This is a genomic window from Providencia sp. PROV061 (assembly GCF_011045655.1).
Classification (GTDB): Bacteria; Pseudomonadota; Gammaproteobacteria; order Enterobacterales; family Enterobacteriaceae; genus Providencia; species Providencia hangzhouensis.
The window spans coordinates 549,745-573,612 of sequence record NZ_CP042861.1; the positions used below are offsets into that span (position 1 = coordinate 549,745).

At 44.3% G+C, this 23,868-nt stretch carries 19 protein-coding genes; 14 read left to right on the plus strand and 5 right to left on the minus strand.

All coding sequences use genetic code 11. The annotated features are described in order from the left end of the window. The first annotated feature begins 1 nt into the window (after position 1). Entirely contained in the window at positions 2-1,648 is a 1,647-nt protein-coding gene (arnT, locus tag FVA72_RS02445; RefSeq protein WP_110592507.1) for a lipid IV(A) 4-amino-4-deoxy-L-arabinosyltransferase, read from the plus strand. Between the two features lie 66 nt (positions 1,649-1,714). Here the strand turns inward: arnT and FVA72_RS02450 are convergent, their stop codons facing one another. The 4 genes from FVA72_RS02450 to FVA72_RS02465 are packed head-to-tail and all read right to left on the minus strand — an operon-like array spanning position 1,715 to position 6,553. Further along, positions 1,715-1,891, minus strand: coding sequence for a hypothetical protein (locus FVA72_RS02450; protein WP_004261134.1), 177 nt, complete (start codon positions 1,889-1,891; stop codon positions 1,715-1,717). Continuing rightward, positions 1,888-4,992, minus strand: a complete 3,105-nt coding sequence (locus tag FVA72_RS02455; protein WP_004261131.1) for a MexW/MexI family multidrug efflux RND transporter permease subunit — start codon at positions 4,990-4,992, stop codon at positions 1,888-1,890. The genes FVA72_RS02450 and FVA72_RS02455 overlap by 4 nt, the downstream gene beginning before the upstream one ends. 10 nt (positions 4,993-5,002) lie before the next feature. Beyond that, the gene (locus FVA72_RS02460) at positions 5,003-6,112 is read right to left on the minus strand and encodes an efflux RND transporter periplasmic adaptor subunit (RefSeq protein ID WP_137018876.1); all 1,110 of its coding nucleotides are present in this window, start codon (positions 6,110-6,112) and stop codon (positions 5,003-5,005) included. 12 nt (positions 6,113-6,124) lie between these two features. After that, a complete protein-coding gene (locus FVA72_RS02465; protein WP_110592506.1) occupies positions 6,125-6,553 on the minus strand; it encodes a DoxX family protein in 429 nt (142 codons plus the stop codon). 99 nt (positions 6,554-6,652) lie between these two features. Here FVA72_RS02465 and soxR point away from each other — a divergent pair, with 99 nt between their 5' ends. From soxR to FVA72_RS02500, 7 genes are all read left to right on the plus strand, one after another. Further along, positions 6,653-7,150, plus strand: a complete 498-nt coding sequence (gene soxR / locus FVA72_RS02470) for a redox-sensitive transcriptional activator SoxR (protein WP_004261125.1) — start codon at positions 6,653-6,655, stop codon at positions 7,148-7,150. A gap of 232 nt (positions 7,151-7,382) precedes the next feature. Further along, on the plus strand, positions 7,383-8,168 hold the full coding sequence (locus FVA72_RS02475) for an SDR family oxidoreductase (protein ID WP_004261123.1): 786 nt from the start codon (positions 7,383-7,385) through the stop codon (positions 8,166-8,168). Between the two features lie 35 nt (positions 8,169-8,203). Beyond that, entirely contained in the window at positions 8,204-9,448 is a 1,245-nt protein-coding gene (locus FVA72_RS02480; RefSeq protein WP_110592505.1) for a styrene monooxygenase/indole monooxygenase family protein, read from the plus strand. A gap of 14 nt (positions 9,449-9,462) precedes the next feature. Continuing rightward, on the plus strand, positions 9,463-9,999 hold the full coding sequence (locus tag FVA72_RS02485; RefSeq protein ID WP_226617123.1) for a flavin reductase family protein: 537 nt from the start codon (positions 9,463-9,465) through the stop codon (positions 9,997-9,999). Positions 10,000-10,012: 13 nt separating this feature from the next. Beyond that, complete coding sequence (locus FVA72_RS02490) at positions 10,013-10,795, plus strand: cyclase family protein (protein WP_036958343.1); 783 nt, start codon at positions 10,013-10,015, stop codon at positions 10,793-10,795. A 3-nt stretch (positions 10,796-10,798) separates the two neighbouring features. After that, positions 10,799-12,412 carry a phytoene desaturase family protein gene (locus FVA72_RS02495; RefSeq protein ID WP_096864573.1) on the plus strand — a complete coding sequence of 538 codons (1,614 nt, stop codon included), beginning with the start codon at positions 10,799-10,801 and terminating at the stop codon, positions 12,410-12,412. Between the two features lie 73 nt (positions 12,413-12,485). After that, positions 12,486-13,379, plus strand: a complete 894-nt coding sequence (locus FVA72_RS02500) for a SphA family protein (protein WP_243154731.1) — start codon at positions 12,486-12,488, stop codon at positions 13,377-13,379. Positions 13,380-13,459: 80 nt separating this feature from the next. Here the strand turns inward: FVA72_RS02500 and FVA72_RS02505 are convergent, their stop codons facing one another. Then, entirely contained in the window at positions 13,460-14,467 is a 1,008-nt protein-coding gene (locus FVA72_RS02505; RefSeq protein WP_110592503.1) for an AraC family transcriptional regulator, read from the minus strand. A 744-nt stretch (positions 14,468-15,211) separates the two neighbouring features. Between FVA72_RS02505 and FVA72_RS02510 the strand changes: the two genes are divergently transcribed. The 6 genes from FVA72_RS02510 (at position 15,212) to FVA72_RS02535 (ending at position 23,865) form a co-directional block, all read left to right on the plus strand. Continuing rightward, complete coding sequence (locus FVA72_RS02510; RefSeq protein ID WP_094961459.1) at positions 15,212-17,410, plus strand: indolepyruvate ferredoxin oxidoreductase subunit alpha; 2,199 nt, start codon at positions 15,212-15,214, stop codon at positions 17,408-17,410. A gap of 9 nt (positions 17,411-17,419) precedes the next feature. Continuing rightward, complete coding sequence (locus FVA72_RS02515) at positions 17,420-18,949, plus strand: indolepyruvate oxidoreductase subunit beta family protein (RefSeq protein WP_110592502.1); 1,530 nt, start codon at positions 17,420-17,422, stop codon at positions 18,947-18,949. Positions 18,950-18,959: 10 nt separating this feature from the next. Then, entirely contained in the window at positions 18,960-19,382 is a 423-nt protein-coding gene (locus FVA72_RS02520) for an acyl-CoA thioesterase (protein WP_102139150.1), read from the plus strand. A gap of 16 nt (positions 19,383-19,398) precedes the next feature. Then, positions 19,399-21,696 (plus strand): bifunctional salicylyl-CoA 5-hydroxylase/oxidoreductase, encoded by a 2,298-nt coding sequence (locus FVA72_RS02525; protein WP_110592501.1) that lies wholly within the window; start codon positions 19,399-19,401, stop codon positions 21,694-21,696. A gap of 29 nt (positions 21,697-21,725) precedes the next feature. Continuing rightward, entirely contained in the window at positions 21,726-22,853 is a 1,128-nt protein-coding gene (locus FVA72_RS02530; RefSeq protein ID WP_110592500.1) for a cupin domain-containing protein, read from the plus strand. 100 nt (positions 22,854-22,953) lie between these two features. Continuing rightward, the gene (locus FVA72_RS02535) at positions 22,954-23,865 is read left to right on the plus strand and encodes a fumarylacetoacetate hydrolase family protein (protein ID WP_110592499.1); all 912 of its coding nucleotides are present in this window, start codon (positions 22,954-22,956) and stop codon (positions 23,863-23,865) included. Positions 23,866-23,868: the final 3 nt, after the last annotated feature.

Consider the following 23,868-nt stretch of genomic DNA (forward strand, 5'->3'; position numbering starts at 1 on the left):
GATGATTATGGCAAACAATAGAATTGCCTACCTTAAATGGTGCCTGTTATTTGGTTTTGTCCTAGTGACCTATTTTTTACCCTTAAATGGTAGGTTACTGTGGCAACCGGATGAACTGCGGTATGCAGAAATTAGTCGGGAACTGATTATAAGTTATAACTGGAGTGTTCCTGAACTTTTAGATATTCGTTATTTTGAGAAACCTATTTTTGGTTATTGGGTAGGGGCTGTTTTCCAAATGTTATTTGGTGAAAATAACATTTCTGTTCGTCTTGGTGTGGTATTTAGTACATTAGCTAGTGGGCTATTTGTTTATCTTAGCGCTAAAATGGCTTGGAAAAACTCACGTCTCGCTTTCAACGCGGTGTTTATTTATCTTTCAATGTTGATGGTCTTTACCATCGGTACCTACAATATTCTTGACCCGATTGTGACAGCATTTATCACTATGGTGATTTTCTTTTTCCAATGGGGTTTAACGACAAAATACTTCTCTCATAAATTACTCGCTTTTATGATGATGGGAGTAGCCTGTGGGTTAGGGGTATTAACAAAAGGTTTTCTCGTTTTAGTGCTGCCAGTGCTTGTTTGCTCTGTTGCCGCTATTTACTTTAAGCAATTCAAAGAAGTATTTGTTTTCTCGTTTGTTTCGCTGTTCACTGCTTTTGTCGTGTGCTTACCTTGGGCCTTTGTTATTGCCAGCCGTGAGCCTGATTTCTGGAACTATTTCTTCTGGGTTGAGCATATTCAACGTTTTATGGCGAATAACGCGCAAAACAAATCCCCATTTTGGTTTTATATCCCTATCTTGCTCGCTGCGGTATTACCTTGGCTAGGGTACCTTTTTGGTGCGCTACGACACGCATGGCAGCAAAAAGGGTTACATATTTATTTTCTATTATGGTTTATCGTGCCATTTGTTTTTTTCAGTATTACTAAAGGAAAATTACTGACCTATATTTTGCCTTGTATTGCACCGATCGCGGTTCTTATGGCAGCCTACATTGAAAAAATACTGACTGAGAAAAACACACTCACTATTCGTTTGAATGCATTGATTAACACACTGATAGGTGGCGTTATTGCTGGTGGAATTATTGCTTCTGCTTATTACCCTAAACTGAATGTATATCAGGCCGATGAAAGTGGAAAGCTATGGTTAGCCGCTGGCGCATTTATTTTTTGGTTATTGGTTGCGTTGCTTTCTTTCAAACAACGGTTTTGGTATTTAGCCGCAGTGTGTACGGTGGCAATTAGCTTAACGGTAGGGCATGTGATCCCATCTCGTATTGCCAGTAATAATACGCCACAAGAGGTGATTGCGAAGTATCATCACCAGTTAGCTGATAAATCTGTATTGTTAACCAATAATGTCGGGCTAGGCACCACATTGGCATGGGTACTTAAACGCAGTGATATTACGATGCTTCACCAAACTGGGGAATTAGGCTACGGGCTAAAATACCCAGATGCCGCTAATCGGTTTTATAGCTTAAAGCAGTTACCTGATTTATTAAAAAATTATCATTATAAAGATGTGGCGGTGGTCGTAGAAAGTTCTCAGCGTGAATTGTTGGACGCATTACCCGGCAACCCAATTATTATTCGGGAAGGTAATCTTGTTTTAGCTTTTTATGAAGGCCAATAGAGACAGTACGTTGGGATGTTATTTGATAATAGCCGCCATACCATTTAGGTTTGGCGGCTATTTACATTAGCGTGTAGGCTTATTTAAAGTGCTCGAGTTTGACGCTGAATGAGATTTTTCCAGACCTGCGGGGAGACCATGATAAATTAATAGCATGGCCATGCTATTACTCATTGCATTCACTTCCACTTCGTTGACTGTACGGCTGTTACGTTGATGACGGCTAGTTAACGTATTTCTCATTGGGACGTCTCCTCAGTTTCTTTGATTAGGCGATTCGCTTCGGCAAGCTCATAGCGCCTTGGTGTTAGTGCGGTTGCACTGTGATTACGGGCTAGCAAGGTATAAATGGTTGGTAAAACAAACAGGGTAAATAATGTGCCAACTAACATACCAGTGACTATCACTAAGCCTAAGCCAAAGCGGCTATTTGCTCCTGCTCCAGTGGCGAATAGCAGAGGAACTAAGCCAATCACCATTGCTGCGGTTGTCATTAGTATTGGGCGTAAACGAATTTGTGCTGCTTTGAGAATGGCATGTCGTCTATCTAACCCTTCATTGGCTTGTAATTCATTGGCAAACTCAACCATCAATATTCCGTGTTTACTGATTAAGCCAATCAATGTGACTAAGCCGATTTGGGTGTAAATATTTAATGTTGCATAACCAAGTGCCAATGGAATTAATGCACCACAAATTGAAAGTGGAACAGTAATCAAGATAATCAATGGGTCGACTAAACTTTCATATTGTGCCGCTAAGACTAAGTAAATAATGATGAGCGCCGCCATAAAGGCAAAGGCGAGGGTGTTTCCTTCTTGTTTATATTGGCGCGAATCGGATTGCCAGTCATGGCTAAAACCTGCTGGTAGCTCATTGGCAATATTATCTAAATAAGCAACAGCTTGGCCTAATGTGACACCAGGAGCAGGTATTGCTTGGAAAATTGCCGCATTTTGCTGATTAAATTGCGTGAGTTTATTCGGTTCAACTTGGGTATTGATATCAACCACCGTTGACAGTGGGATCATAGTTCCCGCTTCCGATTTCACATAATGGCGTGAAAGGGCTTCCGGTGTTAAGCGTTGGCTACGAATACTTTGAGGGATCACATCATAAGAACGGCCATCCATCCCAAAGCGGTTAATATAGTTTTCCCCCACTAATAAGGTCAGTGATTCCCCGATATCTTGCATACGAATGCCTAAGCTATTCGCTTTTGAACGGTTAATACGGACTTCTACCACTGGGTTGTTGTAGTCGAGGTCACTATCTACCACCATAAACAGACCGCTTTCACGTGCTTGTTGCTTGATCTCTTCCATGGTTTTATAGAGTACCGAATAATCTTGCGGACTTCTGAGAACCATTTGGATTGGCAAGCCACCCGTTGAACCTGGCAAGGCGGGTAACTGGAAAACGAAAATACTGTTCCCTTCGACATCACCGACGCGCCCTTGTAAGTCACCTTGGATCTCAGATGCGGCGCGGTCACGCTGCTCCCATGATGTCAAGTTAGTTCCCCCAAAGCTGGCGGAGGGGCCATCGGTTCCGTTAATAATCCAAGTACTTTCTGTTTCTGGCAACTCCATGAAAACATCATGTAATTTACGCGAAAAACGTTCTACATACTCGAGGTTAGCGTGTTGCGGAGATTTGATCGCCGTTAATACACTAGACTGGTCTTCCACAGGGGCTAATTCACGAGGAGCTGATTGATAAAGCAGTGGTAAGCTAATGAATACACCAACGGCAATAACACCTGTTAACCAACGGTTTTTCAAAGAGAAATTCAATACAATGGTATAGTAATGGGCTAAGGTAGAAAAGAAGGTTTCTGCCATACGTGCCATACGCCCTTCATTCTGTTTTGAGTTCAACATAAACGAGCTCATTACAGGGGAAAGGGTTAATGCCACAATACCCGAAACAATCACCGCCCCGGCCAACGTGAGTGCGAATTCTTTAAACAAAGCTCCCGTTAAACCTGACATCAGCCCTATTGGAGCATATACCGCTGCCAAGGTGATCGTCATCGCGATAACTGGGCCTGCCACTTCACGAGCACCAATTAAAGCCGCTAAAACTGGTGATTTCCCTTCTTCAATATGGCGATGGACGTTTTCGACCACAACGATAGCATCATCGACGACGAGACCAATTGCTAATACCATGGCCAGTAGCGTCAGTAAGTTAATACTAAACCCAAATGCCATCATGAGTGCGGCTGCACCTAACATAGATAGCGGAATAGCTAAAATTGGGATGATGACGCTGCGAATTGACCCTAAACACAGGTAAATAACCGCAATAACAATCAGTAGCGCCTCAACTAATGTGCTAATCACTTGGTCAATAGACGCTTTAATAAAGCGCGAAGTTTCAAATGCCATTTCCACCTTAACACCGGGTGGTAAGGTTTTGGTGATGTCAGGCATTAATTGATTCATGCCGTCAACGATTACCAAAGGGTTACCCGTTGGTGTGGCAAATAAACCAAGGTAAATAGCAGGCTCACCATTCATTAAACCACTGGTTTCTGTGGAAGCGGCTCCTAATTCAATGGTTCCCACATCTTTTAACCGTACTAATCCATTGCCGTCGTTGCGGATCACTAGATCACGAAACTCATCGACATTAGTGAGGTCGGTATTAACATAGACATTAGAAATCACGAACTCGCCTTTGACTTTACCGGGTGCCGCTTGGTAGTTGTTTTGGCGAACTGCTTGTGCAACATCCGCAGCGGTTAGCCCTCGGCCAGCTAATTTATCGGCATCCAGCCATAAACGCATTGCTAATTGTTGGCCTCCAAAGACTTGAACTTTAGCAACACCATCAATTGAGGAATACATTGGCTCAATGACGCGAGAAATATAGTCTGTCAGGGCTGGAATGGATAAATTGGTGCTGGAAAAACCGATATAAGCAACCGCAGTGGATTCCCCAGAAGAAAGTTCAATCACAGGGTCATAAGCTTCTTTCGGTAATTTATAACGAACTTGGTTCACCTTCGCCATTACTTGCGCAAGGGCTTGAGTGGAGTCTCGGTTAAGTTCCATTCGTACGGTGACAAGGCTACTTCCTTGCACAGAAGAAGAAGACAGATAATCGACGCCTTCCACAGAGGAAACCGCTTGTGCGATGGGCTGTGTCACAAACCCTTGCATCAATTTAGCTGATGCGCCAGGGTATTGCGTAGTAATGGTGATCGTCGAGCTTTCAAGTTGTGGATATTGGCGAATAGGCAACTTACTCAACGCAAATAAACCAATTAACACAATCAGCGCACTGACCACGAGAGCCAGAACAGGTCGGCGAACAAAAATATCAGTAAATTTCATTACGCCTTCCTTATGAACCTTGAGCCGTATTAGTGACAGGTTCAGACAATGTATCTTGGGCAACAGGGGTGACAGCAGAGCCGTCGTTTAAGCGTAATTGCCCAGAAGTGACGACTTTATCGTTAGCACTTAAGCCGTGTTCTATTTCAATTTTGCCATCCCAACGTTGCCCCGTTTTTACGGACACCCGCTTGACGGTCATCGCATCCCCTTCACCTTGCGTAATAAATACGGTATCGCCATAGGCGGTATACGTAACAGCGGTTTCTGGGATTGTAATGACTTCATTACTGGCTTGGCGTACCACATTCACATTGGCGTACATCCCAGCTTTTAATGTGCCATCGCTATTTTCTAATGTGGCTTGCAGGGCGATAGTACGTGATTTACCAATGAGTGGGTCAATGGCCGTAATACGGGCTGGAAAAGTTTTATTGGGATAAGCATCAACTGTAATATCAACAATTTGGCCTTGATGCAGTTCCGGTGAGGCCTGTTCATCTAAGGAAAAGTTGAGCTTTAAGGTTTTGGTATCCACCAGGCTGGCAATGGCTTCCCCTGGGTTTAAATACTGTCCTTCATGGACTTGGCGAATACCTATCGTACCGTCGAATGGCGCTCGGATCGTCTTTTGCGCAATCAATGCTTGGGTTTGGCGGATCAGGCCTTGGGCAATATCACGTTCAGCACGTGTACTGTCCACTTGAGCCTCTGCCACTAAATGTTGCGCAGATAATGAACGTGTTCTTTCATATAAGCGAGCCGCATTGCGCAACTGTGTTTGGTAACGTGATAAATCAGCTTGTTCAACGGCATCATTGAGTTGCACTAATAATTGGCCTTTTTTGACTTGCTGGCCAGATTCAAATGCAATTTTTGTTATACGGCCATTGGTTTCTGCCGCGACTAAGACTTGGCTGCCAGCTTCTAACTCACCTACACCGTAAAAAGTACGAGGCGCGGTATCTAAGCTAACAGGTGCCAATGCCACTTTTACGGGTGGATATTGGTATGCTGCTTGTTCGTCTTCTTCATTTTGCGCATAGGTCGAATAAATCGCGCTACCCGCCCCAACAGCGATCAAAACGGAACAAAGTGTCATTATTGTTTTTTTATTCATTAAATTTTCCTTCTATTTCTGCGTCTTTAACGCGAAATAAAGACCTCGAAAATGCCCTGCAATGGCGATAGCGATTAAGCCCCCAATAACAGCGATATGTTCAATTGCCCAAAACATGGCGATTTGAGCTTGTTCTCCCGTGTAGCTCCAAAATGTGTGGACAACCACAATAGTGAGGAACAAAAACACGGCTAACGCGCCAGTTCCAAGCCATAAAAGACGGTTAAATAGCACAAGAACAGAGCCAATTAACATGACAGCAGCAGAAGCAATATTGAAAAACCAATCTGGGTGAAGACCTGCGGCACGCATTTCGGCCAGACTATTTTCATAATCAAAAACTTTGGCTAAACCAGATGAAATAAATAAAACCAAGACTAGTAAGCGAGCAATAACCCATAAGCTATTTCTTTCTAACATTTTGGTAATCACCGATGGCATAAACCTATCCCCTTTTAAAAAATAACCTCAATTGACAAACTAGCAGGGTGGCACTATAAAACCTTAAGTTAAGTTGAGGTCAAGCAAAGGTGAGCTAAAATGGCGGACAAAGACACAAAAACGATAAAACCTCAGAAGAACGAGGGGAAAAAAATTGATTTTACTCGAGCATTAACGGTGGGCGAAGTGGCAAAACGCTCGGGAGTGCCTGTTTCTACAGTCCATTTTTATGAATCAAAGGGGCTAATTCAAAGTACACGAACTCAAGGGAATCAGCGACGATTTCACTCTGTTGTACTTCGTTACATCGCCATTATTAAGGTTGCACAAAGTACGGGGATCCCACTACATGAAATTCAAGAGGCATTGGGGCGTTTTCCTGCAAATAGCGCGCTAACTTCGGAGCAATGGAAGGAGATGTCGACGCAATGGCGTAAATCTTTAGATAAGCGTATTCGGCAACTGACACGTTTACGTAATGAGTTGGATAACTGTATTGGTTGTGGTTGCTTATCACTCAGTGACTGTCCGCTGCGCAATCCTGATGATGTACTTGGTAGGAAAGGCCCTGGTGCCCGTATTTTAGAACGTCCATAAGTTATTTTATTAATTTCTGCGATTAATCATACTTTTCATTATTTGGATAGCCACTGCTGAAAGTGGCTATTTAACGATTTATATCATCACCTTACTATTTAAATTACCGCACATAATGGATATTTTTTGCGCCCATCGGCTACCCCTTTCCAGCATATTTGCGTAACTATTCGTTATGTTAATTTTTTGTGAACTCATTGTAACTAAATGAGAGAAAAAGAGGGTGACAAAGATGAAAGGCTTGAATAATAAGATTGCCATTGTGACTGGGGGAGCGACCAAAATTGGTGCAACCGTTGCGAAGGTATTAAGTGATTACGGCGTTAAAGTCACGATTTTTGACATTGATACCTTGAATGGTGAAAAGGTAGCTCAAAGTGAGCCCAATATTGATTTTCTTCCTGTCGATATCACTGACGACCAACAACTTAAACAAGGCATTGACCGTGTTGCGCAAAAATATGGGCAACTCGATTTTTTAGTTAATCTGGCTGCCACTTATCTTGATGAAGGCCAGTTATCTACAAGGCAGGATTGGCTCACTGCGTTGAATATTAATGTGGTGAGTGCAGTGATGGCTGCGCAGCTTGCAAAAGTACATTTCGCAAAATCGGGTAAAGGTGCCATCGTCAATTTTACCAGTATTTCTTCTTCTGTCGCCCAAACTGGTCGTTGGCTCTACCCTGCATCTAAAGCCACCATGTTAGAGGTAACTCGCAGCCAAGCAATGGATTATGCGGCTGAAGGAATTCGTGTAAATTCCGTTTCCCCTGGGTGGACTTGGTCCCGAGTTATGGATGAAATCACAGGGGGAGACCGTCAAAAAACAGACCGTGTTGCTGCTGATTACCACTTATTAAAACGCGTTGGTGACCCAGAAGAAGTCGCTCAAGTTGTCGCGTTCCTACTTTCTGATTTGGCCAGCTTTGTTACAGGTGCGGATTACGCTGTCGATGGCGGTTACTCCGCTATGGGGCCTGAACAGGCTAAACCGGCAATTCCCCGTCTTGCTGAATAAGACACCATTTTAACTATTTTGTAGAGGAAAATACTATGCGCCGTATTGCTATCGTCGGTGGTGGTCAAGCGGGTATGCCATTAGCTTTGGGTCTACTCAGTAAAGGTTATGAAGTCACTGTTGCAACAAACCGCACTCCAGATGACGTTAAAAATGGCCGAGTGATGTCGAGCCAGTGCATGTTCGATATTTCACTGCAATTTGAACGCGATTTAGGTATTAATTTTTGGGAAGAACAGTGTCCGCCGGTTGAAGGAATTGGTTTTACGGTTCCTCATCCCGAAAAAGCGGGGGAAAAAGTCATTTCTTGGCGTTCACGTCTCGATAATTATGCCCAAGCTGTCGACCAACGTATCAAAATGCCTTACTGGATGGAGTTATTTGCAGCGCGTGGCGGTAATTTACGCATTGAAGATGTTGGTATTGCAGAACTGGAACGCTTAGCGCAAACACACGATTTAGTCGTATTAGCGGGTGGAAAAGGGGAAATTGTTAAACTGCTTGAGCGCGATGCCTCCCGCTCACCTTATGACAAACCACAACGGGCCTTGGCACTGACTTATGTGCATGGCATGTTACCAACGCCAGAGTATTCACAAGTTTCTTTCAACTTAATACCCGGTGTTGGTGAGTATTTTGTGTTCCCATCACTGACGAATAGTGGTGATTGCCACATTATGGTGTTTGAAGGGATCCCCGGTGGGCCTATGGATCAGTGGAATGAAGCTCGTACTCCACAGGAACACTTGGCATACAGTAAAAAAATACTCAATACCTATTTACCTTGGGAAGCAGAACGTTGTCATAATGTTGAGTTAACTGATGATAATGGCATCTTAGCCGGAAGATTTGCACCAACAGTGAGAAAACCGGTGTTAACTTTACCATCAGGTAACATTGTGTTTGGTTTAGGAGATGCGTTAGTCACCAATGACCCACTAACGGGTCAAGGTTCGAATAACGCTACCAAGGCTTGTAAAGTCTATTATGACGCTATTTTAGCCCATGGTGACAAACCTTACACTGCAAAGTGGATGAATGACACATTTGAACAGTTCTGGAAGTATGGTCGCCATGTTGTGGAATGGACCAATTCCTTACTCGCCCCACCTGAGCCGCATATTTTACACCTATTGGGTGCAGCCCAGCAGTTGCCATCCCTCGCACATACCATCGCTAATGCCTTTAATTACCCGCCCGTATTATTCCCTTGGTGGAAAGATGAGGCTGCTTGTGAGGCGTATATTCAATCGCAAATGATGGAAGAAGCTCGAGCTTAATGGGAGATATCAGTATGTCTATGATTGCAGAGGATACACTCATGTGTGATAGGGAATGGGGCGATACCGAATTTGAATCAAAGATATTGCGTAATCTGTTGGGATGTTACCCAACAGGCGTGGCGATTGTTACCACCCGAACTGCAGATGGCCGTGATGTTGGGTTAACTATCAACTCATTTGCGTCGTTATCACTTGACCCACCATTAGTGCTATGGAGCTTAGTGAATCATTCACCAAACCTAGCGGTATTTCGTGATTGTACTCATTTTACTATCAATATATTAGGCCACGGACACCAAGAACTAGCGATGCGTTTTGCGAACCCACGTATCGAAAATAAATTTGCAGATGTGGCTACCCACCTAACACCAGAAGGCGTTCCTGCATTGCATGGTGCTATTGCTACATTGGTGTGCGAAAACCATAAGCAAGACACGATTGGTGACCACTTATTAATGGTGGGGCATGTTCGCCGTATCGGTAGTGAAGCGGGTAAACCGTTAGTGTTCCATGGCGGTAGTTTTACTGCATTACATGAAGCGCCTTAAGGAGGGAGTGACTATGAACCAGCAAATTTTAATGACATTCGCGACACAATTGCAGCAAGGGAACATCCAAGTTATCGACCTGACACAAACCTTATCGCCTTCATTTCCGGCACTGCAATTACCTGAACAATTTGGGCAAGTTTGGTCATTTAGCATGGAACAAATTTCTCGCTACGACGATAACGGCCCTGCATGGTATTGGAATAATTTTAGTTGCGGAGAACATACCGGCACGCATTTTGATGCACCAATTCACTGGATCAGTGGCAAAGACCAAATCAATAACACCGTTGATACTATTCCAGTGGAAAACTTTGTAGCGCCAGCCGTTGTGGTAGATGCCAGTGCGGAAGTGGCTCAAAACCCTGATTGGGTGTTAACTGTAGAGTTTTTGCAAAAATGGGAAGAAAAGCACGGCACAATTCCTAAAGCAGCTTGGGTACTTTTCAGAACGGATTGGTCGAAAAAGGCGAATGACCCGGTTGCCTATGTAAGTATGCGTGAAGATGGTGCACACACGCCCGGACCATCGCAAGAAGCGGTGGAATGGCTTATTCATCAGCGTGATGTCAAAGGGTTTGGTGTTGAAACCATCAATACAGATGCAGGGCAATCATACAGTTGGCCAGTACCTTACCCTTGCCATACTTTAATGCATGGTCACAATAAATATGGCCTGCAATGTTTGACGAACCTCGACAAACTGCCTGCGACAGGTGTCGTGATTGTTGCTGCGCCACTTAAAATTGAAGGTGGCTCTGGCAGCCCATTACGTGTACTCGCACTTGTGGGGTGAGGTATGACAGCAAGCTCAACTCCTCAAGTGATAGTCGTGGGCAGTGGAATGAATTCCTTGATGTGTGCAGCCTTGTTGGCAGTACGTGGAAAATCAGTCCTCGTTCTTGAGCGAAATGACCGCTTAGGGGGCTGTATCCGCACTGAGAATTTGTTTGAGGGCTATACCCACGATTTACTTTCTTGCTGGTACTCCTTATTTGTTGGTAGCCCTGGGTACCAAGAGCTCGAACCCTATTTAAAGCAGTATGGATTAGAATTTGCTCAATGTGATTATTCAACGGGGTTAGTGCAACCGGATGGTCAATCGATTGCGTTAAAACGGGATATTTCTGAAGCGGCTAAGCAACTCGACCAGTTGGCTCCGGGGGATGGCCTTGCATTTCGTAAGATGGCGGAACAGCTATTTACGCAAGATGCAGCGCTTACATTTGGCCTATTAGGGCAAAATCCATATAGCGCCAATATGCTGAAATTATTATTTTCAGAATGGCGAAAACGTGGAGTCGATGGCTTGCTTGATTTTGCAAAAGCAGGAATAGAAAGCTTTCGCCGTTGGTCAGAACGTGAATTACAGCACGACTTTAGCCGAGCTTTGATGGCGCCATGGGTATTACATACCGGACTTGGGCCGGATGAAGCCAGTTCTGCATTAATTGGGAAATTAACCTTTGCGGCGGTGGTGGCTGGTGGTATGCCAGTGGTGAAAGGTGGCAGTGCTCGTATCGTGGAGGCTTTTGCGAAGGTTATTGAAGCGCATGGTGGCCAGCTAAAAACGGGTATGAATGTTGAAAAAATCATCACTACAGGTGAGGGGAGAAACCAACGAGCAACAGGAGTGATGGCGAATGGGCAAATCATTGCTGCGTCTGAAAGCGTAGTTTGTAACGTTACCCCAACGCAGCTGTATGGGTCATTACTCGAAAATACTTCACTGCAAGTGAGGGAAAAAGCGAGAGGTTACCGTTATGGGCGTGCGGGTATGCAAATTCATTTTGCTTTAAGCGCCCCTCCCCCTTGGTGTAATCCTGAACTGTTAAATGTACCACTGGTTCATTTCACTGAAAGCATGGAGCAAGTGTGTTTATCGGTGACACAGGCAAATAATGGTTATTTACCAGATAAACCGACATTTGGTATTGGCCAACCTACCGCGCTCGATCCCAGTCGAGCCCCAGAAGGAGGGTGGATCTTATGGATCCAAATGCAAGAGTTGCCTCGAGTGTTAAAGGGGGATTCTGCTGGTGAAATTTCAGTACCGGATGACGGGGGTTGGGATGAGCAAGTGCGAGAGGCTGTTGCAGATCGAATTCAACAGCGTTTAGAGCTGGTAATGCCAGGCTTTTCTAATTTGATAGTGGGACGCAAGGCAATTTCTCCCGCCGACCTAGAAAATTATAATTGTAACCTTGTTGGTGGTGACCCTTATTCAGGAACTTGTTCACCTGATCAGTTCTTCTGGTTGCGGCCTTTTGCTGCGACTGGCCAGACGAAAACGCATCAAACCGCAGTCAAAAACCTTTTTCATATTGGCGCCTCAACCCACCCCGGTCCGGGTTTAGGTGGTGGTTCAGGTTACCTTGTTGCACAAAAATTAGCAGTCAAACGCAGGACATAATAAATCAGCAAAGGATTTGTGACTTAACAGGTAAAGCACACACAGTAAGCAACCCACTATGGCAGGAAACATGATGAAAAAAACAACAATCGGTAAGCTTGTAGCAGGTTCGTGTCTCAGCATATTTTCGTTTGGTGCGATTGCCACCGAAGGTGGCGGTTTAGGGGTATACCCCGATGGGCTAGAAAACTTTATGTCAGGTGCGCTGCCACCGCAAGGGGTACATGTACTGGTGTATGGTGGAAATGCACATTATGACAGTGTTCGCGATAACAAAGGCGATAAGATCCCTGTTCCGGGGTTTAGCGTCAATGTGAACGTACTCGCTCCTCGACTTATTTGGGTAACTGACCAAAAAGTCTTTGGTGGTGATCTGGCTTTTCATACGATTGTGCCACTATTGGATGTGACTGCAAAAGCGGCGGGGCAAAAAGATACCAGCCGCGGCCTCGGTGATATTACATTTGGCCCCGCATTAGGGTTTCATCCATCAGCCGATTTGCATTATGTGGTTGGGCTAGATGCGTATGCTCCAACAGGTAAATACAGCAAAACAGACCCATCAAGTTTAGGTAAGAATTATTGGGCGCTGCAACCAGTTTGGGCAATCAGTTATATTCCACCTGTTGGTGTAAATGCGGATTTGAAGATGATGTATGACTTTAACTTCCGCAATAACGATACGAAAACACGTTCAGGGCAAGCATTTCACGCTGATTATGCACTAGGTTGGGGGTTCGGCAATGGTTGGGTGGCAGGTATTGGGGGCTATGCATTTTGGCAAACGACAGATGATAGCGGACCAAATTCAGCTCAAGGAAAAGCTCGAGCCTATTCTATTGGGCCTTCAATTCGCTATGCTAACCCGCAAGGGTGGCTATTTACTGCTAAATGGGAAAAGGATTTTGAAGTCAGAAACCGTCCAGAAGGTTCCCAAATTTATTTGAAGGCATCGATACCTTTTTAAACACGTTTGTATATCAAAACCCCATATTGGTATTACATAACAATATGGGGGGTATTTCTAAGAAAGTGATGATTGGGAATTTAGGCTTTTTTCATACTCTGACTTGGAGTTTCACCATAGCGTTGTTTGTAATCTGCACTAAAGCGACCCATATGGGCAAATCCCCAACGTAAAGCTACCCCAGTGACGCTAGTTGCTTCCCCTGAAATGAGCTCTGCTCGAACTCGTTCCATCCGTAAATCACGTAAATACTGCATTGGGCTGATATCTAAGAACTCTTTAAAACCAGCATATAAACTGCGTAAGCTGACGCCTGCAATATGAGCTAGCTGCTCAACAGTGATAGGTTCATGGGCGTGAGCTTCTAAATATTCTTGCACTCTGCGTACGTGACGAGGACGAATTGTTGACCTTCGCATGCCTGAGTCTTCGATATAATTATGGCCTTGGGTAGAAAGTAAAGTGACAGAAACCAATTGTTCAACTTGAGTCGTGATCAATTTATGTTGTAAGAGATCGGGCGCGCGAGTTGCGCATTCAATCAGGTAATTCATTAAAGTGCGCCATGCAATGCAAGATTGCCAAGCAAAACCCAACTCAAAAACTAACGGTTTATCTAAAGTATGCCCTAGTTGGCCTACTAAGGATCTTTCGAGTAAAGAACGGGAAATACGTAACATAAATTGATCGTTATCGCTATTCCAACGCATTATTGTTGATTCTTCAGGGCTAAGAAGTGAGGCCATCTGAGGAGTTGATTCAATACATTTTCCACCACTTTCGATGACTGCTGTACCTGATAGAGGCATTTGAACCAAAAAAAAGTCCTGTAGTTGCCCTGGAATAATGGAGACATCGGCACCATAGCGTAAGCGGCTTAGAGAAATATCCCCCATAGGAATATAGTGCATACGAGCATCAAGGCGTTGATGTGGATTAAGTAAGTTAAATTGATGTGGCTTCATGACTCGGCCAACCATCGATTTAATCTCTTCAGGGTCAGCTGAGGTAAATAATAAACGCTCTGAAGAACAGAGCTGATTTTCAATCTGAGATGCAGATGAATGGGACCACGAGTTGCTCAACATCGGAGGTTCCTCCAAAATGATTTGCCAGCCCTGCTTTATAGAATAACCAAAATAGGGCCCGACTAATATTGCTTGTTATGTGTTTTTCTCAGTAAATTCAATTTATTATAATATTTTGCAATGACTTATTATATTAGGGAGGAATGCTTTCCATTTAAGTCAAATGAAGCCTTCCTTTTTGTTAACATTTTATTGACTATTTTTTAACTAGTCATGAGTTGAACATAACATAAACAAATTTTCTTACCTAGATAAAAACATGCAGAAACTATCCTAAAACTGCAAAAAAATAGAAACTATGCGGTTGTTGTGATAGCGATAACAATATAAAAAATAAAGTTATTTTTATTTCAATAACAGTAAAATATATATGATTTTTCATATTAAATTTTATGTTTACCTATCTTTTTCTTATTTAATTAATGTAATTCTCTAATTAATTATTTTATGGCGATGTTTTTTTCTGATTTGTTTGCTTTTGTGAGGCCTATTTTCTATTTAAACATGCTATTCAGTATTTTTTATTTATTTTATTGATCTTTTTTTTCTACGCTATTTGGCGGAAAAACTAATTTTCTAGTTGTTTTAACTCACTATTTGTCCCTTATCTGCAAGCCTTATCCACTCTCTGCATAAATCTAATTTACATGATTAATCATGGATTGACCCTTTATTAACAAAAGATATACAAATAATAAACACAAAAAAGATAAAAACGTTCTGATGTTGATTGGTGAGGTTAAAATGGCTGAGCGATCGTTTGTACAAGAAGTTCAAAAATTACGGCAAGGGCAAGGTGAAACCTTCAGTGGTGAAGGGATCCTTGCTGTTACAAAAGCGCTATTAGAGTCGGGTGTATCTTATGTTGCGGGATATCAAGGTGCTCCTATCTCCCATTTGATGGATGTCCTTGCTGACGCACAAGATATTTTATCTGAATATGGTATTCGCTTTGAAAATAGCGCAAGTGAAGCAACTGCAGCGGCAACCTTAGCAGCCTCAGTTAATTATCCACTACGTGGAGCTGTGACTTTTAAAGCAACAGTGGGGACGAATGTCGCATCTGATGCCTTAGCTAACTTAGCTTCGGGTGGTGTGTTAGGTGGTGCTTTAATTATTGTTGGTGAAGACTATGGTGAGGGCTCTTCTATTATGCAAGAGCGTAGCCATGCTTTTGCGATGAAATCGCAGATGTGGTTGCTTGACCCTCGGCCCAATTTACCGTCTATCGTTCAAGCCGTGAAAGATGGTTTTGAGCTCTCTGAAGCCAGTAATACACCCGTTATGTTACAAATGCGTATTCGTTCTTGTCACGTTCACGGGCAATTTGTTTGCGCAGATAATCAGCGCCCTAAATTTACCGTCAAAGATGCGCTTGAGAACCCAACTCGAGACGTCAGTCGCATAGTATTACCCCCTGCTAGTTTCTTACATGAAAAAGAAAAAATTGAAGCTCGCTGGCCCGCTGCAATTAAATTTATTCAACAACATGAGTTAAATGAATTTTTTTCAGAAGACTCGGATGATGTTGGAATTGCGCTACAAGGCGGTTGTTACAACACGCTGATCCGCGCATTAAATCAGCTAGGGCTAGCGGATGTTTTTGGTAATAGCCAGATTCCTTTATATGTGATGAATGTGGCTTATCCATTGATTGACGATGAATTTGAACGCTTTTGTCGTCATAAAAAAGCCATTCTAGTTTTGGAAGAAGGCCAGCCAAATTTTGTTGAGCAAAATGTGGCGAATATTTTGCGTCAACGCAAGATTGATATTGCCCTGCATGGTAAGGATATGCTGCCAATGGCGGGGGAATATAATACTGCAACAGTGCTTGCGGGTTTACGTTCGTTTTTTGAATGCTATGGAAAGATAGCTCCACAAGTCAAAGCGGCTGCAAAACAGATTCGTATTCCAACGATTAATATTGCCACTCAAAAATCTGAAGAATCTTTACCTGAATACGTGAATGCAGCAGAGCCAACATTAGATGAATCTGTCCATGCGCGCCCACCAGGGTTTTGCACAGGTTGCCCCGAAAGGCCTATTTTCACTGCGATGAAGTTGGTGGAGCGTGAATTAGGCGAACATCATGTGAGTGCGGATATCGGCTGTCATTTATTTTCTATTCTACCGCCCTTTAATTTGGGGAATACCACCATGGGCTATGGTCTAGGAGGCGCAGGGGCTGCGGCTTTGAATGCAAAGGCTGGGAAACGCGCGATTTCAGTGATGGGAGATGGGGGGTTCTGGCATAACGGTTTAACCAGTGGTATTGCCAATAGTGTTTTTAACCGTAGCGATAACTTAACTATTGTGGTTGATAACAGCTATACCTCTGCGACAGGAGGGCAAGATATTCTCTCTTCGACAGCGTTGAATCCAACCCGTAGTACTGGTCATGAAATTGAAAAAGCGGTGAAAGGGGTGGGTGTTAATTGGGTGAAAACCATTAAACACACCTATGACTTAAAAACCATGACAAATACGTTACGTGAAGCTTTAACAACCGATGAGCAAGGGCCCAAGGTTCTGATTGCGCAAAGCGAATGTATGTTGAACAAACAACGCCGCGAAAAGAAAAAAGTGCGTAGTGATGTTGCCGCAGGCAAACGAGTGGTACGTGAGCGTTTTGGTGTCGACCCTGATACCTGTACCGGGGATCACTCTTGTATTCGTTTATCTGGTTGCCCGTCTTTATCAATTAAACCAAGCCAAGACCCATTAAGAACAGACCCGGTTGCAACAGTGATGGATAGCTGTGTCGGTTGTGGGCTATGTGGTGAAGTCTCTCACGCTGCTGTCTTGTGCCCTTCTTTTTTTAAAGCTCAAATTATTACTAACCCTAATGGTTGGGACAAATTGCGCCATCGTGTACGCGGTTGGTTTATTGGCTATTTACAGCGTCGTGACGCACGTCGTCGTGAACAATTTAGTTTCTAAGGGGGATGCATGAATTCTTTATCAACTGCATTACCATCAACAAAAGTCGCATTACAGCCGATTAAAATTGCCATTTTAGCCATGGGCGGCGAAGGCGGTGGAGTACTTGCCGACTGGGTTGTCAACCTAAGTGAAGAAAACGGTTATTTTGCTCAAACGACTTCAGTGCCTGGCGTGGCACAGCGCACGGGGGCAACAATTTATTATGTGGAATTATTCCCAGGTGCTGATAACCCACAAACGCCTTCTCCTGTATTAGCGCTTATGCCGATGCCCGGTGATGTTGATGTTGTTTTGGCCTCTGAATTAATGGAAGCAGGCAGAGCAGTACAGCGCGGCTTTGTTACCCCAGAGCGCACAACATTGATCAGTTCAACACACCGTGTTTACTCTATCGCGGAAAAATCAGCCATGGGTGATGGGCGAGTCGATAGCCAAGCATTAATTCGCCACACTGCGGCATCTGCGCGTCAGTTTATTCACTTTGATATGGCACAAGCAGCACAAGAAAGTGGCAGTGTGATTAGTGCTGTTTTATTTGGTGCGCTGTTTGGTTCCGGTGTTTTACCATTTAGCCGCGCACAATTTGAAGAAACGATTGTACGTGGGGGCGTTGGCGTAAAACCAAGTTTGCGAGCTTTTACATTAGGGGCAGAAAAAGCGACTAAACCCGAAGATGCATATCGGCCGGAGTCCACAAAGAACACCGTATATTCACCAAAAAATAAGCAGGTATCGCAACTATTAGCTCGTATCCAACATGAATTCTCTCCTCATGTGCAGTATCTCGTGACTGAAGGGACTCGCCGACTTATAGACTACCAAGACCCTGCCTATGCCACTTTATATTTGGATCGCCTCAATAACCTCTTTGCGCAAGATGGCGGGCAAGATGAGCGTTTGCAACGTGCGCTTGCGCGCCACTTAGCCCTTTGGATGTCCTATGAAGACACCATCCGAGTGGCTGACCTTAAAATTCGTGATAGCCGCTTTTCTCGCGTTCGCAATGAAGTACAGGCAAAAGATAATCAATTATTGGAGATCAATGAATTTATGCATCCAAGAATTGAAGAAATTTGCGAAACGCTTCCCAAAAATTTAGGTCGTTGGTTAATGCGTCCACATTGGTTACACAAAGCGCTTCGCAAAATGACCGAAAAGGGGCGCACGATCACTACCAGTTCTTTATTAGGTTTTTTACAGTTGTATCTATTAGCCGCATGGCGAAAAGGCCGACGTTCGACGTTACGTTATCAACTAGAAACGCAGCGCATTGAAAAGTGGTTAGCTGCTGTAATTAAAGCAGCGAAAGCTAACCCTGCACTTGCAACCGAAATTACCGAATGTCAACGCGTGGTTAAGGGGTATAGCGACACTCATGCGAGAGGGTTGCGTAATTTTCAAATCTTAATGGACATCGTTGCGCAGCAAGGTAACAAACTCACCCCCATTAATTTACGTGAACTGCGTGAAGCCGCATTGGCTGATGAACATGGGAAAGAATTGGAAAAATGCCGTCAACGTTTAGCGATGAATTAAGGATAACATCATGAGTTTACTGACATTTACTAAGCCACATAAAATTCATTTTTCGGAGTGTGACCCCGCAGGGATTGTGTTTTACCCCCAGTATTTCGTGATGTTTAACAATTTACTTGAACGTTGGGTTGATGAATTAGTCCCTCAAGGCTTTGCGGGTTACATCATGGAACAACGCTTTGGCTTGCCGACAGTACACCTAGAAGCGGAGTTCAAGGCCATTAGCAAAATGGGGGATAACGTGATGTTAGAGCTACATGTACAGCGTATTGGTCGCAAGTCTCTGACGTTACATCAACGCTGTGTCGGTGTTGATGGAGTACTGCGCATGCAAGTGACGCAAACTTATGTCACGACGTCATTAGAAACGCATCAAGCCATCCCCATTCCAGACGCCTTGTATCAGGCATTAACCGCTCAGCAACCAGTGTAAGTAAAGGAGAAGTTCCATGAATATTGTGTGTATTGGCGGTGGTCCCGCAGGGCTTTATTTCGGGTTGCTGATGAAACTACAGAACCCAAAGAACCGTGTAGTGGTGGTGGAACGTAATCGTCCTTATGACACTTTTGGCTGGGGAGTGGTATTTTCTGATGCCACGCTCAGTAATTTGCGCCAAGCGGACCCAGTTTCTGCCAAAACGATTTCTGCAGAATTTAGTCACTGGGATGATATCGATGTGCACTTTAAAGGTGTATGTAACCGCAGCGGTGGTCATGGGTTTATCGGCATTGGGCGTAAAAAATTACTCAATATATTACAAGACCGTTGTGTGGAATTGGGGGTGGAGCTGGTATTCGAAACCCAAGTAACGGATGACCAAGCTATTGCTCGCGAGTACCAAGCTGATTTGCTTATCGCCTCTGATGGCATTAATAGTACGGTGCGTACGCGTTATGAAAACGTATTTAAACCAGATATTGACCCACGTCGTTGCCGTTTTGTTTGGCTAGGTACAAAGAAGATTTTTGACGCCTTTACCTTCTTATTCGCCAAAAATGAGCATGGATGGTTTCAAGTTCATGCCTACCAATTTCAAGAAGGGTTATCGACCTTTATTGTGGAGACGACGGAAGAAACTTGGCTTAAAGCCGGTATTGACCAAATGTCTCAAGAGGATGGCATCGCTTATTGTGAAAAACTATTTGCGCCGTGGCTTGATGGTGAAAAACTGATTGCTAACGCAGCGCATTTACGTGGTGCCGCAATTTGGATCCGCTTCCCTCGGGTCATTTGTGGAAATTGGGTGCATTGGACGCAGCCCACACAAGGTAAAGACGTTCCCGTAGTATTGATGGGAGATGCCGCTCATACCGCCCATTTCTCTATTGGCTCTGGAACTAAATTAGCACTAGAAGATGCTATCGAGCTGTGTGAAAGCTTGAAAACTTCAGGGGGTGATTTACGTAAAGGGCTTGAGCATTACCAGAAGGTTCGCAGTGTCGAAGTTCTGAAAATTCAGAATGCGGCACGCAATTCGACAGAATGGTTTGAAAATGTCTGTCGTTATGAAAATTTAGCTCCAGAGCAATTTGCCTACTCTCTCTTAACGCGTTCACAGCGTATATCTCATGAAAATTTGCGCGTGCGTGATGCTGTATGGTTGGAAAACTATGAGCAGTGGTTTGCGGAACAAACAGGTGTGACTTCAAAGGCAAAAGTGCCCCCTATGCTGACACCTTATCATGTACGAGGTATCACTCTTAATAACCGCGTGGTCGCGTCACCAACATTGTTGTATTGCGCTAATCAGGGTATACCCGATGATTTTCATTTGGTACATCTGGGAAGCCGCGCATTAGGTGGTGTGGGTCTAGTGATGACTGAAATGACGGCTATAGCCCCCGATGCCTGTGTGACAAAAGGCTGTGTCGGTATTTGGAATGACGAGCAAGTTACTGCTTGGCAACGTGTGACTGATTTTATTCATCAAAAAACGGATGCCAAAATTGGCATTCAATTAGGCCATGCAGGGCGCCGTGGTTCAACTCAGCGAGGGTGGGAGAAAGAAAATCACCCAATGGATGCAGATAACTGGCCGTTAGTTTCTGCTTCAGCGTTGCCTTATTTACCGAATATCTCACAAACTCCGGTAGAGCTATCCGAGGCACAAATGACTACGGTGATTGACCAATTTGTTGCTGCAGCAAAACGAGCAGAAACGGCTGGTTTTGACTGGCTTGAACTGCAAGCCGGGCACGGTTATTTGCTGTCGAGCTTTATTTCTCCATTAACTAATCAGCGTACAGATAACTACGGTGGAACGTTAGAAAATCGCTTACGTTTTCCGTTAGCCATCATTAGTGCTGTGCGTCAGGTGTGGTCAAAACCTTTGAGTGTACGTATTTCATCGACGGATTGGGTGGATGGCGGGACTACGGTTGATGACGCGGTGGAAATTGGCCGTGCAATGAAGCAAGCGGGCGCAGATATGATTGACTGCTCTTCAGGTGAAGTGTCACCGCAACAGCAACCGGTCTATGGTCGGATGTACCAAACACCAATGGCAGACCGTATTCGTAATGAAGCTGGAATACCGGTTATTGCCGTAGGTGTTATTACTGATGCTGACCAAGTCAACAGCATTATTGCCGCTGGGCGGGCGGATTTATGTGCTTTATCTCGGCCATTACTTTCTGACCCTGCATGGGTCTTACATGAATGTGCGCGTTATGGGTGGGAAACTCGTTGGCCGGCACCGTATGAATATGGGCGTCAGCAACTCGTTCAATCCTGGAAGTCGCGTTAAAGGCTTTGGCAAACAAAGAGGAAAATAGCATGAGTACACACTCCCATGACCAATACCGAGAAAATGTGGCAGGGCGTGCCGATGTGGCAGATACCCCTGAGCTAGTGGCGTATTACCAAGAACTAGATGCGTTGAAGACAGGTGCATTATGGACGGTCGCAAACAAGATTGAACCGTGGCAACCCAAATCAAGCTCAGTTCCTGTGTTGTGGCGCTACCGTGATTTACGCGAACATGTGTTGCGCTCAGTTGAACTGGTGACACCAGAAAAAGCGGGGCGTCGCGTAATCTATCTGAATAATCCCGGCCGCCAAGAAGTGGCTGCTGCAGTAGGTTGGCTGTACTCAGGTTTACAAGTCATGCACCCAGGAGAAGCCGCTTCGGCTCATGCCCACTCATCCTCAGCATTGCGTTTTATTATGGAAGGGCGTGGGGCATATACCATTGTCGAAGGGCAAAAAATGATGCTAGAAGCCAACGACTTTGTACTGACGCCGAATGGGACATGGCATGAACACGGCGTTGCGGAAGATGGTTTACCTTGTATCTGGCAAGATGGATTAGATATCCCGTTAGTCAATGCCATGGAAGCTGGGTTTTACAAAGTGCATCCTGACTTGCATCAAGCACAAACACGACCTATCGATTACCCCGTTGGTATGTGGGGAGGAACCGCATTACGTCCTCACGATATCGGCTGGGATAAACCTTATTCACCATTATTTAAATACCAATGGGGGCCAACCTACGAGGCGTTGTGCCGTGCAGCGAAGGCAGCGGATGGCTCAGTATTTGATGATGTTTTGATGCACTACACTAACCCGCTCACAGGAGGACCTGTGATGCCAACCATTGGAGCGAGTATGCAATTACTGCGTCCGGGCTTTGTTGGTAAAGCTCATCGCCATACGGGAAGTTTTATTTATCAAGTAGCGAAAGGGCAAGGGTATTCCGTGATCAATGGGCAACGCTTTGATTGGAAAGAGCGTGATATTTTCTGTGTACCATCGTGGATGTTCCATGAACATGTGAATACCTCACAAACCGAAGATGCTTGTCTGTTTTGCTTTAATGATTTACCCGTAATGCACTCTTTGGGGCTCTATTATGAAGAGGCTCTAGTAGAAAATGACGGTCACCAGAAAGTCGTTACCTAGGTGAGTATTATGTTTCTTATTGATTAATATAAATAATTTTATTATTCCAATTTACGTGAAGAAGTGAGTGAGGTAATCACCTCATTCAAGGAGAAAGAAAATGCGCTTAATAACTTATCGTTCTGATGTGACCTCGGCAGCCCGTTTAGGAGCAGTTGTTAATCAACAAGTAGTGGATTTAGCCCTTCTGGCACAAGAGCAAGGGCTATACTTGCCTGATAATATGTTGGACTTTATCGATTTAGGCCCACAAGGTGTGCGTGTTGGTACAGAACTTCTGAATACATATCAAGGGCAATTCCCAGCAGGGACTGCGTGGCCTGTACAAAATGTGAAAATTTTGGCGCCGATACCTCGCCCACGTAAAAATATTTTTGGTATTGGCTTAAACTATGTTGAACACGTGGCGGAATCCAGCCGTACATTGGACACCTCAAAAGACCTTCCAAAACAACCCGTTATCTTTTCTAAGCCCCCAACCACAGTGATTGGGCCGGGAGATGCCATTGAACATAACGCCAAAATTACCCAACAATTAGACTGGGAAGTGGAGTTGGCGGTGATTATTGGTACTCGTGCGAAAAGTGTCGCGGCAAAAGATGCTCTTAATTATGTGTTTGGCTACAGCTTGATGATTGATATGAGTGCGCGTGATTGCCGCCGTGCTGGGCAATGGATTTATTCTAAAGGGCAAGATACCTATGCACCATTTGGGCCATGCATTGTCACTGCTGATGAGATTCCAGATCCCCATACCTTAGATTTAAGCTTGAAGGTGAATGGTGTAACCAAACAATCCTCAAATACACGCCACATGCTATTTAATGTGAATATATTGATTGAAGATATTAGCCAAGGGATCACATTAGAACCAGGTGACATTATTGCAACAGGCACTCCTGAAGGGGTAGGGGCGGGAAGAACACCTCAAGAATGGGTCTGGCCGGGGGATGTGATTGAAGCATATGTTGAGAATATTGGTGAATTGCGCCATCCAGTTGTCGCCGTTTAAGGG